The 15,691-nt window shown below is 73.3% G+C and carries 12 protein-coding genes; all 12 read right to left on the reverse strand.

Annotated features, from left to right (window positions below; translation table 11 throughout):
- Window positions 1-3: 3 nt before the first annotated feature.
- The 12 genes from ACMTAK_RS13240 to ACMTAK_RS13295 all read right to left on the reverse strand — a co-directional run bounded on the left by ACMTAK_RS13240 (window position 4) and on the right by ACMTAK_RS13295 (window position 15,668).
- Window positions 4-888, reverse strand: coding sequence for a TatD family hydrolase (locus tag ACMTAK_RS13240; protein ID WP_413806416.1), 885 nt, complete (start codon window positions 886-888; stop codon window positions 4-6).
- Window positions 888-1,520 (reverse strand): EboA domain-containing protein, encoded by a 633-nt coding sequence (locus ACMTAK_RS13245; protein ID WP_413812870.1) that lies wholly within the window; start codon window positions 1,518-1,520, stop codon window positions 888-890. Before ACMTAK_RS13245 ends, ACMTAK_RS13240 begins: the two co-directional genes overlap by 1 nt.
- Before the next feature lie 317 nt (window positions 1,521-1,837).
- Complete coding sequence (locus tag ACMTAK_RS13250) at window positions 1,838-2,740, reverse strand: sugar phosphate isomerase/epimerase family protein (RefSeq protein WP_413806417.1); 903 nt, start codon at window positions 2,738-2,740, stop codon at window positions 1,838-1,840.
- A complete protein-coding gene (locus ACMTAK_RS13255; RefSeq protein WP_413806418.1) occupies window positions 2,737-4,029 on the reverse strand; it encodes an SCO3242 family prenyltransferase in 1,293 nt (430 codons plus the stop codon). Before ACMTAK_RS13255 ends, ACMTAK_RS13250 begins: the two co-directional genes overlap by 4 nt.
- Window positions 4,026-5,168, reverse strand: a complete 1,143-nt coding sequence (locus tag ACMTAK_RS13260; protein ID WP_413806419.1) for an inositol-3-phosphate synthase — start codon at window positions 5,166-5,168, stop codon at window positions 4,026-4,028. The genes ACMTAK_RS13255 and ACMTAK_RS13260 overlap by 4 nt, the downstream gene beginning before the upstream one ends.
- Window positions 5,169-5,480: 312 nt before the next feature.
- Window positions 5,481-6,890, reverse strand: a complete 1,410-nt coding sequence (locus ACMTAK_RS13265) for a ThuA domain-containing protein (RefSeq protein WP_413806420.1) — start codon at window positions 6,888-6,890, stop codon at window positions 5,481-5,483.
- A 78-nt stretch (window positions 6,891-6,968) separates the two neighbouring features.
- On the reverse strand, window positions 6,969-9,422 hold the full coding sequence (locus tag ACMTAK_RS13270; RefSeq protein ID WP_413806421.1) for a PQQ-dependent sugar dehydrogenase: 2,454 nt from the start codon (window positions 9,420-9,422) through the stop codon (window positions 6,969-6,971).
- Window positions 9,423-9,738: 316 nt separating this feature from the next.
- A complete protein-coding gene (locus tag ACMTAK_RS13275; protein ID WP_413806422.1) occupies window positions 9,739-10,746 on the reverse strand; it encodes a sugar phosphate isomerase/epimerase family protein in 1,008 nt (335 codons plus the stop codon).
- A 13-nt stretch (window positions 10,747-10,759) separates the two neighbouring features.
- Entirely contained in the window at window positions 10,760-11,950 is a 1,191-nt protein-coding gene (locus ACMTAK_RS13280; RefSeq protein ID WP_413806423.1) for a Gfo/Idh/MocA family protein, read from the reverse strand.
- Window positions 11,951-12,010: 60 nt separating this feature from the next.
- Window positions 12,011-13,069 carry a substrate-binding domain-containing protein gene (locus ACMTAK_RS13285; RefSeq protein ID WP_413806424.1) on the reverse strand — a complete coding sequence of 353 codons (1,059 nt, stop codon included), beginning with the start codon at window positions 13,067-13,069 and terminating at the stop codon, window positions 12,011-12,013.
- Window positions 13,066-14,067: an ABC transporter permease gene (locus ACMTAK_RS13290; protein WP_413812871.1), complete on the reverse strand. Its 1,002-nt coding sequence runs from the start codon at window positions 14,065-14,067 to the stop codon at window positions 13,066-13,068. The genes ACMTAK_RS13285 and ACMTAK_RS13290 overlap by 4 nt, the downstream gene beginning before the upstream one ends.
- Window positions 14,068-14,138: 71 nt before the next feature.
- Entirely contained in the window at window positions 14,139-15,668 is a 1,530-nt protein-coding gene (locus ACMTAK_RS13295; RefSeq protein WP_413806425.1) for a sugar ABC transporter ATP-binding protein, read from the reverse strand.
- Between the last annotated feature and the right edge of the window lie 23 nt (window positions 15,669-15,691).

Genomic DNA, 15,691 nt, shown 5'->3' on the forward strand with positions numbered 1-15,691 from the left:
TCCTCACCGTTCCGTCGGCGCGGCGGCAGGGGCGCCGCCGCGCAGGATGGAGTTGCCCTCGTGGGTGGCGGTGGCCGTGGTGTCGTCGGCGTCGAGGTCCAGGTCCAGGCGGCCGCTGAGCCCGTAGAACGCGACCGGGTTGCGCCACAGCACGAGGTCGACGTCGTCCTCGGTGAAGCCCTCGGCGCGCATCAGGTCGCCGACCTTCCGGGTCTTGAGCGGGTCGCTCCTCCCCCAGTCGGCGGCGGAGTTGACCAGGACCTTCTCGGGCCCGTACGCGCGCAGGATCGCGACCATCCGCTCCTCGTCCATCTTGGTGTCGGGGTAGACCGAGAAGCCGAGCCAGCAGCCGCTGTCCTTGGCCTCCTTGACGGTGGTCTCGTTGAGGTGGTCCACCAGGACGCGGTCCGGGGGCAGCGCGGACTCCCCGACGACATCGAGGGTGCGGCGCAGCCCGGCCAGCTTGTCGCGGTGCGGGGTGTGGACGAGGGCGGGCAGCCCGTGGTCGGCGGCGAGCTGGAGCTGGGCGGCGAGGGCGGTGTCCTCCGCCGGGGTCATCGAGTCGTAGCCGATCTCGCCCACGGCCACGACGCCGTCCTTGACGAGATAGCGCGGCAGCCCGTCCAGGACGGGGGTGCAGCGCGGGTCGTTGGCCTCCTTGGGGTTCAGCGCGAGGGTGCAGTGGTGGGCGATCCCGTGCTGGGCTGCCCGGAAGGGCTCCCAGCCGAGGAGGGAGTCGAAGTAGTCGTAGAAGCTGGCGGGCGAGGTGCGGGGCTGCCCGAGCCAGAAGGACGGCTCGACGAGGGCGCGCACCCCCGCGGCGTACATGGCCTCGTAGTCGTCGGTGGTGCGGGAGGTCATATGGATGTGGGGATCGAAGATGCGCATCAGGACTCCTCGCGGGTCAGGGCGCGGGGCGCGCCGGGCAGGGCGCGGGTCATGGCCAGTACGCGGTCGAGATCGCCGGGCACGGGACGCCCGGCGGCGGTGCGCTCATGGGCGTAGTCGCCGAGCATGCGGCCCAGCTCGCCGTCCCCGCGCGCCCGCCGCTCCCAGTCGGCCACGGCGGTGAGGGGCACGCCCGTGAACAGGCACTTGAGCACGGCCTGCCGCCAGCTGTGCGGCGGGAGGTGCCGGGCGGCGTACGGCCCGACGGCGGCGGCCACGAGCCGGGTGTCGTTGGTCCGCAGGGCGTCCTCGACGAGCGGCACGGCGTCGGGCCCGGCGAAGAGCCCGAGACGCGGAAGCGCCCGCAGAACGGCCCGGCGCTCGGCGCCCGTGCCGTGCGCGTACAGCCTCGCGACGGTGGGCGCGTCCGCGCGCGCGGCGTGGAGGATGAGGACGCGGGCGGCGTCGGGGAGGTCGTGGGGGGCGAGCTCGTCGGCGCCGATCGTCTCGGTCGGGGCGGTCTGTTCGCCCGGGTGGCCCCGGCCGGAAGGGCCGCCGCGGCCACGGGGAGCGGTCCCGCTGGGCCCGTCGGCGGGGGCGGGCCCAGCGGTCTGGTCCGCAGGACCGGTCATGCCCCCGGGACCGGCCGAAGGCGGACGCTCGCCCACGCCGGGCCGCCCGGCGGGAGCGGGCCGCGCGGCGGAGGCCGGGTCCTGGCGGGCAGGCCGGTCGGCGGCGACGGGCTCGCCGGCGCCGGCAGGTCGACCAGTGGCGGGGGGCGTGGAGCGGACGTGGCGGCCCGCGGAGGCGAAGGCCAGCTCCCAGCGGGCGGGGCCGGGGGCGTCCGGGCGCGGCCCGGATTCCGCCGCGTCCGTCAGCGCTTGATTCAGCCAGGCGCGGCCCGCCTCGTCCAGGCGCCGCTCCACGGCGGCGCGGAGTTCGGTCACGGTCAGCATCGGACGCCTCCCTCGCTCGCGGCCCGTTCGGCGTCCTTGAGGAACCGCAGGGAGGCGCGGGCCAGTTCGGGACCGGCGTGGGAGTGGCGGGGCAGCTCGACACCGACGAGTCCCCGGTACCCCGCCGCGCGCAGCGCCGCCAGGACCGGCGGGAAGTCGATCTCCCCCTCGCCGAACGGCAGATGCTCGTGCACCCCGCGCCGCATGTCCTCGATCTGCGCATGCCGCACCCAGGGCGCCGCCGCGCGGACGCACTCGGCGGGCGGGTCGGGTTCCAGGCACTGGCAGTGGCCGATGTCGAGGGTGAGGCCGAGGGCGGCCGGATCGCCGAGCGCCGTGCGCAGCCGGTGGAAACCGGCCAGGTCGGCGAGGAGATGCCCCGGTTCCGGCTCGATCGCGAGGGAGACGCCCACCGCCCCGGCGGCCACGACCACCGGCCCGAGGGCGTCCGCCAGCCGCCGCCACGCCGTCTCCCCGGACTCGCCGGGCGGCAGCACCCCGCTGAAGCAGTGCACGGCCGGGGCCCCGAGGTCCCCGGCCACCCGCACGGCCCGCAGCAGCAGATCGACCCGGGCGCCACGGGCCTCGGGGTCCGGATCGAGCAGGGTGGGGTGGTGCTTGCGCCGGGCGTCGAGCACATACCGGGCACCGGTCTCGATCGCGACACCGAGGCCGAGCCGCTCGAGCTCGCGGGCCACGCGGCGGGTACGGGCGGCGAGGTCCGGGGCGAGCGGGTCGAGGTGCATATGGTCGAGGGTCAGCGAGACGCCGTCGTAGCCGAGGTCGGCGAGGAGTGCGAGGGCGTCGCTCAGGCGCAGGTCGGTCAGACCGTTGGTGCCGTAGGCGAAGCGGAGCGGTTCCGGGGTGGGGTGGCCGGGGTCGCCGGTGCGGCTCATGTCGCGCTGACCTTTCTCGACAGCCGTCGGGCGACGGGCATCAGCGCGAGCAGCCCCGCCGCCGTACGGTGCGCCCCGGCGCGGGAGGCGAGTACGGCCTGAAGCGGGATCATCGCGCGGATGCCACTGCCGACGGCACGCTGGAGGAGGTACGGGGACGGGTTGAGCGCGGCATGCGCCAACGGCCGGGCGACCGTCGCCACATACCCGCCCGCGAGGGCGGCCCCCGCGACGGCCGCGAGGCGGCTGACCGCCGCGCCGGACGAGGCGATGGTCCCGATGTTCGGGGGCACCGCGGCCCCGGCACGTGTGACGCCCGGCGGGGCGGCGTGTCCGGTGGCGCCTGTAACCGCCGCGACGAGTCGCGCTGCCGGACCGCCGCGCCGTGCGGCCACGCCCTTGCCCCGCGCATGGGCAAGCCCCTGGGGCACGGCGGCCGCGGCGGCCTGGACGACGGCCGGGGCGGATGCGGCGGCCTTGGGCGACGCGGCCGCCCGGACGGTGGCGGCCATGTGCCGTGCCGCCATGCTCCGGCTCCGCATGCCGGTGAGCGCCCGGCCAACGGCCACACCCACAGCCGCGACCGGCGCACCGTGGCCCGCCTCGGGACCGCGCCCGGGGGCGGGGGCCGGGCCTCTGGTCGCGGACCAGGCGATCACCGCCCCCGTCGCGAGGGCGCCGAGGGGGGCCGCCGGGGAGCCGCCGGTCGCCTCCCGCCCGGAGACCGTGGTCACCGCGAGGGTGTGCGCGCCCAGGAGAGCGGCCGGGCGCAGGGCGGAGCGGACGGAGCGCGACGCGGCGGGGGCGGAGCGGGCGGAGGCCGTGGCGCCGAGGAGGAGGTCAAGCGCGCGGGCGGCGGCCATGGCGGGCGGGCCCGCGGGCGTGTTCTTCAGCCCCAGGTCGTACGCCCACACCATGCCCGCCAGGGCCGTCGCCGTGGCGAGGGCCGGGGGGCCCGCGGCGGCGGCGCAGAGGAGCCCGGCGGCGGTCAGCCCGGTCGCGGCGGTCAGCGCCGCGGCCGGGGCGATACGGCCCGACGGCAGCGGGCGGCCGGGGCGCTCCACGGCGTCGATGTCCCGGTCGGCCCAGTCGTTGAGCGCCATGCCCGCCTCGTACAGGCACAGCGAGGCGCAGACGGCGAGCGCCGTGCCCCGGTTGGGGCCGCGCCGGGCGGCGGCCGCGCCCGCCAGGGCGTCACCTGGCACGGTGAACAGGGCCGACACCCTGAGGAGTTCGGCCCAGTCGCCCCACTTCCCGAAGGGCCCCCGTTCCGCCGCCGCGCCCGTCACGACCGGCCCCGCAGCCGCCCGGCGAAGCCGATGAGCGCCGCGTACTGGTCGGCGAGGGCGGCCGGGCCGCCGTCCGGGTCCTTGAAGTAGAAGCCGAGTTCGGGCAGCGGCCCGGTGAGGCCGGCCTCATGGGCGCGGGCGGTCAGCCGGGCCAGATCGAGGACGAGCGGTGCGGCGAGGGCCGAGTCACAGCCCTGCCAGATGGTCTGGAGGACCATCCGCGAGCCGAGGAAGCCCTCGAAGGAGACGTGGTCCCAGGCGGTCTTCCAGTCGCCGAGCGCGGGCACGTTGTCGATGTGCAGCTCGCCGTCGGGGAGTTCACCGAGGGTGTCGGAGAGGACCCGCGCCTTCCCCGCGTTCTTGGCCGCCGCGGCGCCCGGGTCGGCGAGGGCGGCGCCGTCGCCGCCGCCGAGGAGGTTCGTACCGGACCAGCTCCGTACGGCCAGCGCCCGCTGGGCGAACATCGGCGCGAGGACGGACCGCAGCAGCGTCTGCCCGGTCTTGCCGTCGCGCCCCGCGTACGGCAGCCCGGAGCGCTCGGCCCGCTCGCGCACGCGGGGGTGGTGGAGCCCGGTGGAGGGCGTGAAGTTGACGTACGGGCATCCGGCGCGCAGCGCGGCGGCGGCGTAGAGGGAGCTGGGCGGCAGCGTCCCGGCCTCCTCCGGGGCCGCCTCGGTGGAGGCGACGTTGACGACGACGGCGCGGGCCAGCTCGTGCGTACGGAGGAACTCGGTGAGGTCGGCCGCGAAGGCCGCGATCAGCTCCTCCTCGCCGCGGCCGTCGCCGGGCTGTGGCCCGCCCGGACGGACGGCCGCGTCGGCGGCGGCGAGCTCGCCGCGCACGGCGGCGGGCAGCCCATGCGGCAGCACCCCGTCGGCGGCCAGCGCCTCGGCCCGCTTGGGCAGCGGGGTGGCGGCGGTGTCATGCCCGCCGAAGACGAGGTCGGCGAGCGCGGGCAGGCCGCTGTCCGCGAACGCCGGGGTCTCGGTGACCATTCCGGTCGCCGGCTGCAGCCCCCCGGCGACGGCGGCACAGCCCGCCACGGCGGTGGTGGCGACGGAACCGCGGGCGCCGATGAGCCAGACCCCCGTACGGGGTGCGTCGCGGAGTGGAGTGATGTCGTCGGGACGGGTGGTCACTGGCTGCCTCCCGGGGGCTGGACGTGGGTTGCGCAGATGGTTCGGGGCTCCGCGGATCCGCGTGGGCGGCGCCGGTCCGGTCGTGGCGTAGGGGTGTGTGGTCGGGCGGGCGCGGCCGAGGCCGCCCCGCGCCCGGGAGTCGGGGCCGGGGCGGGGCGGCCGGAGCCGCCGGGTGGGTGACCCGGGGCCGTCAGGGTGGCGGCGCCGGACAGGTGGTGGGGGTGGCGGCGGGAGGAGGCGGCGTACTCCTGCCCGCCGCCACGCCGTCCCCACGGCTCCCCTCGGGCCGTCGGGACGGCGGACCGGGGGCGCCTAGCCGTCGTCGTGTTGCTGGTGGTGGCCGCCGCCCTTCGCCGGCAGGTCCTTGACGCGGATGTCGCGGAAGGAGACCTCGTCCCCCTCCCCGTGGTTCTGGATGCCGACGTAGCCCTGGAGCAGGCTGCGCGCCGGGTCCTGGTTGGTGAAGTCGTTGATCTTCACGCCGTTGAGCCAGATCCGCAGCCGCTCGCCCTGCACCCGGATCTCGTACGTGTTCCACTCGCCCGGCGGGTTCAGCGCCGCGTCCCGCTTGGCGAGGTCCGCGGACTGGAAGCCGTAGACCGAGCCGGTGGTGTGATCGGGGGTGTCCGTGGCGTCGATCTGCACCTCGTAGCCGTTGTTGACCGCCGACCAGGGGTCGTCGGAGGCCGGGAAGCCGACGAAGACGCCGGAATTGTCGTCGCCCGCCATCTTCCAGTCCAGCTTGAGCGAGTACGAGCGCAGCTCGCGCGCCTCGTACCAGAGCATCCCCATGCCGCCCGTCGAGGTGAGGGTCCCGGACTCGGTGTCGAGGGTGAAGCTCCCGGGGCCCGCCTGCTTCCAGCCGTCCGTCGAGGTGCCGTCGAAGAGCGGGCGGTAGCCCTGCTCGGGGCGGCAGTCGGCGTGGGCGGCGCCGGTGGCGTAGCGGATGCCGCCGAGGAGGTGCCGGCGGAAGGCGGGGTCGGCGTAGGACTCCTCGGTGTGGCCGAAGCCGGTGTAGAAGGCGCGGCCGCCCCCGTACTCCTGGCACCACGAGATGGGGTGGTCCTCGCCCATCGCGCCGCCCTGGTACGAGGATTCGTCGAGCGTGGCGAGGACCCGCACCCGCTCCCTCGGGTTGGTGCGGTAGTTGTACCACTCATCAGTCCGCTCCCACGTCGGCGCCAGATGCGCGGTCGCGGGGTTGGCCCGGTCCTCGACGTCCACGGTGGCCTGCTGGATCGCGGGGTGGGACTGGAAGTACGCCCCGGCCAGGCCCTCGTAGAAGGGCCAGTCGTATTCGGTGTCGGCGGCCGCGTGGACGCCGACGTAGCCGCCGCCCGCCCGCACATAGCCCTCGAACGCGGACTGCTGGGCCGTGTCGAGGACGTCGCCGGTCGTGGAGAGGAAGACGACGGCGTCGTAGCGGGCGAGGTTGCCGGGGGTGAAGGCGGCGCCGTCCTCGGTGGCGTCGACGGCGAAGCCGCTCTGCGCGCCGAGTTCCTTGATGGCGGCGATGCCGTCGGGGATCGAGTCATGGCGGAAGCCGGCCGTCTTGGAGAAGACCAGGACCCGGTCGTCGGCGGCGCCGGATGTGGCGGCCCCGGACGCGGCGGCGGGCAGGGCCGTCAGGGCGAGCAGCAGCGTGGCCCCGGCGGCGGCGAGCCGCGCCCCACGCCGGGATCCGGAGTCGGGTCTGGAGTGCGGAGAGGTGTGCGGGTGCATATCCGTCGTGCTCCTTCCTCCCGGGCCGGGGGTGGCGGCCGCGTACGGCCGCCACCCCGGGCTCCGGGCGTCAACTCGTCAGCCGGTGCCGATCGTGAAGTCGTCCACGTCGAAGAGCGCTCCCGCACCGCCCTTGAAGACGAGGGACAGCGTGGTGCTGCCGCCCGGGGGGTTCTTCAGCGTCGTCTTGACGTCCTGGAAGGTCTCCCAGTCGCCGGTCACCGGCACGGTGACGGTGCCGAGCAGCCGTCCGGTCGGGGAGCCGCTGTGGATCTCCAGCGTGCCGCCGGCGCCCGCCGAGGAGACCCGTGCGGTGAAGTCCTTGGCGTTGCCCAGCACATACGGGGTGAAGGAGATCCAGTCGCCGTTCTCGATGTCGCCGACCGTCTTGCCGCCGTTGGCCGGGGTGTGGGAGATCACCGAGACGCCCTGGCCGTCGTCGTAGTGCTCGGCCTGCCGGTGCTTGGGCTGGACGATGGACTGGTCGTGGGTGGTCAGCGGCGGCTGGCCGCCCCCGCCGCCGTCGGTGTACTCGGCGTCGAAGACCCCGAAGATGTTGGCGTTGGGGTCGTGCTCCCCGTCCGCGTTGGTCTTGATGGTGCCGGAGCAGCCGTTCGCCTCGGTGACGGGGTGGCCGTGGCTGTCATGGCCGAGGATGTAGGTGACCTTGACCTTGGCGCAGTCGACGGTGCCGTCCTCCGGGTCGGTCACCTTGACCTTGAACGGGACCTCGTCGCCGAAGGTGAACAGCTGGCCGTCGGCGGGCAGTTGCAGCGTCACCTCGGGCGCGGTGTTGCCCACCGTGAGGTGCACATTGGCGCTGGCGGTGCGGCCGGTGGAGTCCTTGACGGTGAGGGTCGCGGTGAAGGTGCCGTTCTTCTTGTACGTGTGGGTGGGGTTGGTGGCGGCGGAGGTCGTGCCGTCGCCGAAGTCCCAGCTGTAGGCGAGGGTGTCGCCGTCGGCGTCCGAGGTGCCCGCCGAGGAGAAGGCGACCTTCATGGGCGCCTTGCCGGAGGTGCGGTCGGCGCTCGCCTCGGCGATGGGCGAGTGGCCGTCGGTGGCGTTCTCGATCCGGTAGAGCGCGGAGTGCTCGTCGCCGTTGAAGTAGCCGAGGCCGTAGTCGAGCACGTACAGCGCGCCGTCCGGGCCGAAGGCCGAGTCCATGACCTGGGTGCCGGACCACGGGAAGTCGTTGATCTTCTGCACGGCCCCGTCGGCGCCCTGCTCGATCCGCTTGATCCACTGGCGGCCGAACTCCCCCGCGAAGAAGTTCCCGTTGTACGACTCGGGGAACTTCACCGGGGAGTCGAGCGAGGCGTCATAGCGGTAGACCGGCCCGGCCATCGGGGACTCGGAGCCGGAGCCGAACTCGGGCACGGAGTCGTTGTCGTACGGGATCCAGGCGGGCTGGGCGGCCGGCAGATCGGTGAGCCCGGTGTTGTACCGCGAGGTGTTCTCGGGCGCGGCGCAGTCGAAGGCCGGGCCGGAGGTGCCGGTGGCGAAGTCGTAGTCCCGGTACGGCTTGTTGTCGGCGATGCAGTACGGCCAGCCGTAGTTGCCGGGCTTGGTCACCCGGGCGAACTCGACCGCGCCACCCGGTCCGCGCTCGGGGTTGGCGGCGCCGGCGTCCGGTCCGTAGTCACCGACGTAGACCGTGCCGGTCGGCTTGTCGACACTGATCCGGAACGGGTTGCGGAAGCCCATCGCGTAGATCTCGGGCCGGGTCTTCTCGGTGCCGGGCGCGAAGAGGTTGCCGTCCGGGACGGTGTACGAGCCGTCGTCCGCCACCTTGATCCGGAGGACCTTGCCGCGCAGGTCGTTGGAGTTGCCCGCGGAGCGCCGGGCGTCGAAGGCCGGATTGCGGTTGTCCCGCTCGTCGATGGGGGTGAAGCCGTCGGACTCGAACGGGTTGCTGTCGTCGCCGGTGGACAGGTACAGGTTGCCGTCGGCGTCGAAGTCGATGTCCCCGCCGACGTGGCAGCAGATGCCGCGGGACGCGGGGACGTCCAGCACCTTCTTCTCACTGCCGGTGTTCAGGGTGCCGTCGGCGTTGAGGGTGAACCGGGAGAGGCGGTTGACGCCGTCGAACTTCGCGAAGTCGGCGGCCGTGCCCTGAGTGGGGGCGTCACCGGCAGGGGTGTCGAGCGGGGGCGCGTAGTAGAGGTAGATGGCGCGGTTGTCGGCGAAGCCGGGGTCGATGCCGACGCCCTGGAGCCCTTCTTCGTCGTGCGAGTAGACGGGCAGCTTGCCGGACACTTTGGTCTCGCCCGTGGCGTCGGTCAGCCACAGGGTGCCGTCGCGCGAGGTGTGCAGCACGGAGCGGTCGGGGAGCACGGCGAGCGTCATGGGCTCGCCGGTCTCCTCAACGCCCTTGGCGAGGGTGACCTGCTGGAACTGCTCGGCTGCCGGGGCGGGTTGGTCCGCTTGATCCGCGCCCGCCTGGGGAGCGGTGAACGCGAGCCCCGCGCCGACGAGCAGTGCGCTCGTGACGAGCGCGAGGGGCCCGCGCAGTCGAAGCCTTTTCCTGTGCACGCTGATCCTCCGTGGAAAGAGGGGGGTACGGGCGGGCCGTCAGGCCGCCGTGACTGGCACAGGCGCGCGCCGTCGCGCCGGGATGACCGGTCCGGGGCGAGGGGCCCCTATGTGTCCGGTACATCTCAAGGACCGTAGCGGGGTTTGTCCGGCCCGGAAACCCCTTTGACATAAAACAGGTGCTGCTTCATCCACGGGCAGGACAAAGCTGGGTGGGGGCGCGGTGTGCGGTCCCCCACCCAGGGGCCCTTCGGGCGGGTCCTCGATGCCCGGACGGGCCGGGCTGGAGCTTGGCCGAACTCCGGCCGGAGCCGGGTTACTTGTCCCCGCCGCCGAAGGCCGCGTCGAACGACGCCGTCGGTGGGTCGAAGTCGAAGTGCTTCAGCCGGGCCAGCGCCTCCGGGGCGCCGGTGAGCCGGTCCATCCCGGCGTCCTCCCACTCGACCGACACCGGTCCGTCGTATCCGATCGAGCGCAGCATCCGGAACACGTCCTCCCACGGCACATCGCCATGGCCCGCGGAGACGAAGTCCCAGCCGCGGCGGGGATCGCCCCAGGGCAGATGAGAGCCGAGGCGGCCGTTGCGGCCGTCCAGCCGCTTCCGGGCCTCCTTGCAGTCCACGTGGTAGATCCGGTCCCGGAAGTCCCACAGGAAGCCGACCGGGTCCAGGTCCTGCCAGACGAAATGGCTGGGGTCGAAGTTGAGCCCGAACGCGGGGCGGTGGCCGACGGCCTCCAGGGCCTGGTGGGTGGTCCAGTAGTCGTAGGCGATCTCGCTGGGGTGCACCTCGTGGGCGAAGCGCACACCCTCGGCGTCGAAGACGTCGAGGACCGGGTTCCAGCGCTCGGCGAAGTCCTCGTAGCCCCGCTCGATCATCCCCGGCACCACCGGCGGGAACATCGCCACCAGATGCCAGATGGAGGAGCCGGTGAAGCCGATGACGGTGCGCACCCCGAAGGCGGCCGCGGCGCGTGCGGTGTCGGCCATCTCGGCGGCGGCCCGCCGCCGGACGCCCTCCGCGTCGCCGTCGCCCCAGATCCGGGCGGGCACGATGGCCTTGTGGCGCTCGTCGATGGGCGAATCGCACACGGCCTGGCCGACCAGGTGGTTGGAGATGGCCCAGCAGTTAAGGCCGTACTTCTCCAGCAGCTCGCGCCGCCCGTCCAGATAGCCGGACTCGCCGAGTGCCCGGTCCACCTCGAAGTGGTCGCCCCAGCAGGCGAGTTCCAGTCCGTCGTAGCCGAAGTCACGGGCCAGCCGGCAGACCTCCTCCAGGGGAAGGTCCGCCCACTGGCCGGTGAAGAGCGTGAAGGGTCTGGGCATTCCGGCCTCCTCCTCAGACGGGTACGGGGGTGTAGACGCAGTTCTTCTCCGCGCTCTCCTCCACGGCGGCCAGCACCCGCTGCACCTGCAGCCCGTCCTCGAAGGACGGCTCGGGGCCGGTTCCGTCGGCGATCGCGAACACCATGTCCCGCGCCTGGTGGACGAAGGTGTGCTCATAGCCGAGGGCGTGGCCCGGCGGCCACCACCCGTCGAGGTAGGGGTGCTCGGGCTCGGTCACCAGGATCCGGCGGAAGCCGGAGTCGACCGCGGGCTCGGTGTGGTCGTGGAAGGACAGCTCATTGAGGCGTTCCAGATCGAAGGCGAGCGAACCGCGATCGCCGTTGAGCTCGATCCTGAGCGAGTTCTTACGGCCCGCGGCGAACCGGCTGGCCTCGAACGACGCCACCGCACCGGAGCCGAACCGCCCGGTGAACAGCGCCGCGTCATCGACCGTCACCGGTCCGCGCGCCGCGCCGCCCGCCCCGGCGCCGCCGAGCCCGGCCACCGCGCCGGCGGGCAGCGGCCGCTCCCGGATGAACGTCTCGGTGAGCGCCGAGACACCGATCAGCCGCTCCCCCGCCAGATGCTGCGCCAGGTCGACGATGTGCGAGCCCAGGTCGCCGAGGGCGCCGGAGCCCGCGTACTCCCGCCGCAGCCGCCACACCAGGGGGAACTCCGGGTCGACGATCCAGTCCTGGAGATAGGTGACCCGGACGTGCCGCAACACCCCGATCCGCCCGTCCGCCACCATCCGGCGGGCGTACGCGATGGCGGGCGCACGGCGGTAGTTGAAGCCCACCATCGCCACCTGACCGCGCTCCCGGGCCCGCCGGGCCGCCTCCACCATCGCCTCGGCCTCGGCCACGGAGTTGGCGAGCGGCTTCTCGCACAGCACGTGCTTGCCCGCCTCCAGGGCCGCGATGGCGATCTCGGCATGGCTGTCGCCGGGGGTGCAGACGTCGACCACCTGCACATCGTCCCGGGCGATCAGCGCCCGCCAGTCGGTTTCGGCGGCGGCCCAGCCGTGCCGGTCAGCGGCGGCCCGTACGGCGTCCGCGTCGCGCCCGCAGACCGCGGACATCGCGGGGCGGGCGGGGAGGTCGAAGACACGGCCGACGGTGCGCCAGCCCTGGGAGTGGGCGGCGCCCATGAAGGCGTAGCCGACCATGCCGACGCCGAGTGTCTTCGCTTCAGGATTTTCCATGGGACTCCTTCTGTCGATCGCAAACCGACGCGAGGTGGGGGGTCTGGCCCTCAATCGGGCTCAGCTGAATCCCGTGGGGAGGTACTCGTCCACGTTGTCCTTGGTGACGACGGCGGAGTAGAGGGTGAGAGAAGCCGGGATCTCCAGCTCCGCGAGACCGCCGACGCCCTTGCCCTGGCCCAGCGCGCGGGCGAGGTCGATGGCGGAGGCGGCCATGGTGGGCGGGTAGAGCACGGTGGCCTTCAGTACGCTGTTGTCGGCCTTGATGGCGTCCATGGCGTGCTTGGCGCCCGCGCCGCCGACCATGAGGAAGTCATCGCGCCCGGCCTGCTTGATGGCGCGCTCGGCGCCCACGCCCTGGTCGTCGTCGTGGTTCCACAGGGCATCGAAGTCGGAGTGGGCCTGGAGCAGCTGGGCCATCTTCGCCTGGCCCGACTCGACCGTGAACTCCGCGGCCTGGCGGCCGACCTTCTTGACGTTGGGGTAGTTCTTCAGGGCGTCGTTGAAGCCCTCGGTGCGCTGCCGGGTCAGCTCCAGGTTGTCGATCCCGGCCAGCTCGATGACCTTGGCGTTCTTCTTGCCCTTGAGCTGCTCGCCGATGTAGCGCCCGGCGTTGAGGCCCATGCCGTAGTTGTCGCCGCCGATCCAGCACCGGTACGCCTGCGGGGAGGCGAAGATCCGGTCGAGGTTGACCACCGGGATGCCCGCCCGCATGGCCTTGAGCCCGACCTGGGTGAGCGCCTTGCCGTCGGCGGGCAGGATGACCAGGACGTCGACCTTCTTGTTGATGAGGGTCTCGATCTGGCCGATCTGCTGGGCGGTGTCGTTGGAGCCCTCGGTGGCCTCAAGGGTGACGTCCTTGTACTCCTTGGCGCGCCGCTTGGCCTGTTCGTTGATGGCGTTGAGCCAGCCGTGGTCGGCCTGGGGCCCGGCGAAGCCGATGGTGACCGCCTTACCGGGCTTGTCATTGGCCGTGTTCGCGGCCTGCTTGGCGTTGTCGCCGTCGTCGTTGTTCTCGTTGCTGGTGCACCCGGCGGCGAACATCGCGCCCGCCGCGGCGGTGCCCAGGAGAAGGTTTCTGCGACTGGTGGTGGCGGAGGAGTTCTTGGCATACCTCATGGCGTCGAACGACCCTTCTGTACCAGGACGGCGGCGACGATGATCGCGCCCTTGGCGATCTGCTGGACATCGCTCTGAAGGTTGTTCAGGGCGAACAGATTGGTGATGGTGGTGAAGACGAGGACGCCGAGGACGGAGCCGGTGATGGTGCCGCGGCCGCCGCTGAGCAGCGTGCCGCCGATGATCGCGGCGGCGATGGCGTCGAGTTCGTAGAGGTTGCCGTTGGTGTTCTGGCCCGAGCCGGTGAGGACGACCAGCATGAAGGCGGCGACACCGCAGCACAGCCCGGAGAGCAGATACAGCAGCAGCCGCTGCCGCCGGACGTCGATGCCCGCGAGCCGGGCCGCCTCCGCGTTGCCGCCGATGGCGACCGTGCGCCGGCCGAAGGTGGTCCGGTTGAGCACCAGCCAGCCCACCACGGTCACGGCGGCGAAGATCATCACCAGCGGCGGTATGCCGAGGACGTAGGCGTCCGGGAGCCCGAGGTCCAGGACCTGGTTGACGGTGACGACCTGGGTCTTGCCGTCGCTGATATGCAGGGCCAGACCGCGGGCGGAGGCGAGCATCGCGAGCGTGGCGATGAACGGCACCATCCCGCCGTACGCGATGAGCACCCCGTTGACCAGTCCGCAGCCGACCCCCACCAGGACCGCGCACAGCAGGATGCCGCCGAGCCCGTAGTCCTGGGTGGCCACCGTGGTGGCCCACACCGAGGCCAGGGCGACGATCGCGCCGACCGACAGATCGATGCCGCCGCTGGTGATGACGAAGGTCACGCCGACGGTGACGACGCCGATGACGGACGCCTGGGTGAGCACGAGCTGGAGGTTGTCGGGCTTAAGGAACGCATCCGGCTTGGTGAAGCCGCCGACGGCGATCAGCACCGCCAGCACCCCGACGAGCGAGAGGTTGCGCAGGTCGGCCAGGCGCCGCAGCCTGCTCAGCGGATCGCTGTCGGTGCGGCCGGCCGGCGGTTTGCCGACCGGACCGGCCTTCAGTGTGGCGCCCGCGCCCGGTACCGGGGCGGGGTCGGCCGGAGGCGGGGACGCCGGCCTGCTCCCGGGTGAATTCACGACGGGCTCCCTTCCATGACGAGATCGAGGACGCGGTGCTCGTCCAGCTCCCGCGCGGGCGCCGTATGGACGACGCGGCCCTCGCGGAGCACCAGCACCCGGTCGGCGAGGCCCAGGACTTCGGGCAGTTCGCTGGAGACGAGGAGGACGGCCATGCCGTCGTCGGCGAGTCGGCGGATCACGGCGTACAGCTCGGCGCGGGCGCCGACGTCCACCCCGCGCGTCGGCTCGTCCAGCAGCAGCACCCGGCAGCCGCGCAGCAGCCAGCGGGCCAGTACGGCCTTCTGCTGATTGCCGCCGGACAGGGTGCGCACCGGCCGCTCCGGATCGTCGGGGTGCAGCGACAGATCGCGGACGCAGCGGCGGGCCGCCGCCCGCTCCGCGCCGCGGTCCACCCATCCGGCGCGGGAGAAGCGGGTCAGCGAGGAGACCGAGACATTGCGGGTGACGGACTCCAGCATCAGCAGCGCCTGCGCCTTGCGCTCCTCGGGGGCGAGACCGAGCCCGGCGCGCACGGCGGCGGTCACGCTGCCGGGGCGCAGCGGGCGGCCGTCCACCAGGACCCGGCCCGAGGTGGGGCGGCGGGCGCCGTAGACGGTCTCCAGGATCTCGGACCGGCCGGAGCCGACGAGCCCGGCGAGCCCGACGATCTCGCCGGGCGCCACCTCCAGGTCGATCGGCTCGAACTCCCCCGGCCGGCCCAGGTTCTCCAGCCGCAGCACGGGCGTCGCGGTGGCGACCGGAGGCGCCGTGGTGCGGCGCGGGAACGCGTACTCCACGTCCCGGCCCGTCATCAGCGCCACGACCTCGCGGGTCGGGGTGGTGCGCGCGGGCAGCCCGCGGGCCGCGGCGCGGCCGTCCTTGAGCACGGTGACGCGGTCGCCGATCCGGCGGATCTCCTCCAGCCGGTGCGAGATGTACACGACGGCGACCCCGGCGGCGGTGAGATCGCCGACGATGCGGAAGAGGTTGTCCACCTCGTCGGGGTCGAGGGCCGCGGACGGCTCGTCCATCACGATCAGCCGGACGTCGTGGGAGAGCGCGCGGGCCATGGAGACGATCTGCTGCCCGGCCGCGGAGAGGTCCCCCACCAGCCGCCCCGGGTCGATCTCGGGGTGCCCGAGCCGGGTGAGGAGGGCGGCGGTGGCGGTGCGGGCCGCGCGGGAGCGGACGAAACCGCCGGTGGCCATCTCATGGCCGAGGAAGACGTTCTCGGCCACGGACAGCCCCTCCACCAGGTCGAGTTCCTGGTAGATGGTGGCGATCCCGAGGCGCATGGCGGCGATGGGCGACTTGAGGGTGACGGGTTCGCCGCGCCAGATGATCTCGCCGCTGTCGGGCTGATGCGCCCCGGCGACCACCTTGATGAGGGTGGACTTGCCCGCGCCGTTCTGGCCGAGCAGACAGTGCACCTCGCCCGCTTCGACATCGAGGTCGACGCCGTCCAGGGCGCGTACGCCGGGGAAGGACTTGGTGATCGCGGACATGGTGAGGAGTGGGCGCGGGTCGGGTGGTGCCGGTGCCATGACGGGCCTCCTCGGCGGGGTCG

This window comes from Streptomyces lacaronensis, assembly GCF_047337785.1.
GTDB lineage: Bacteria > Actinomycetota > Actinomycetes > Streptomycetales > Streptomycetaceae > Streptomyces > Streptomyces lycopersici.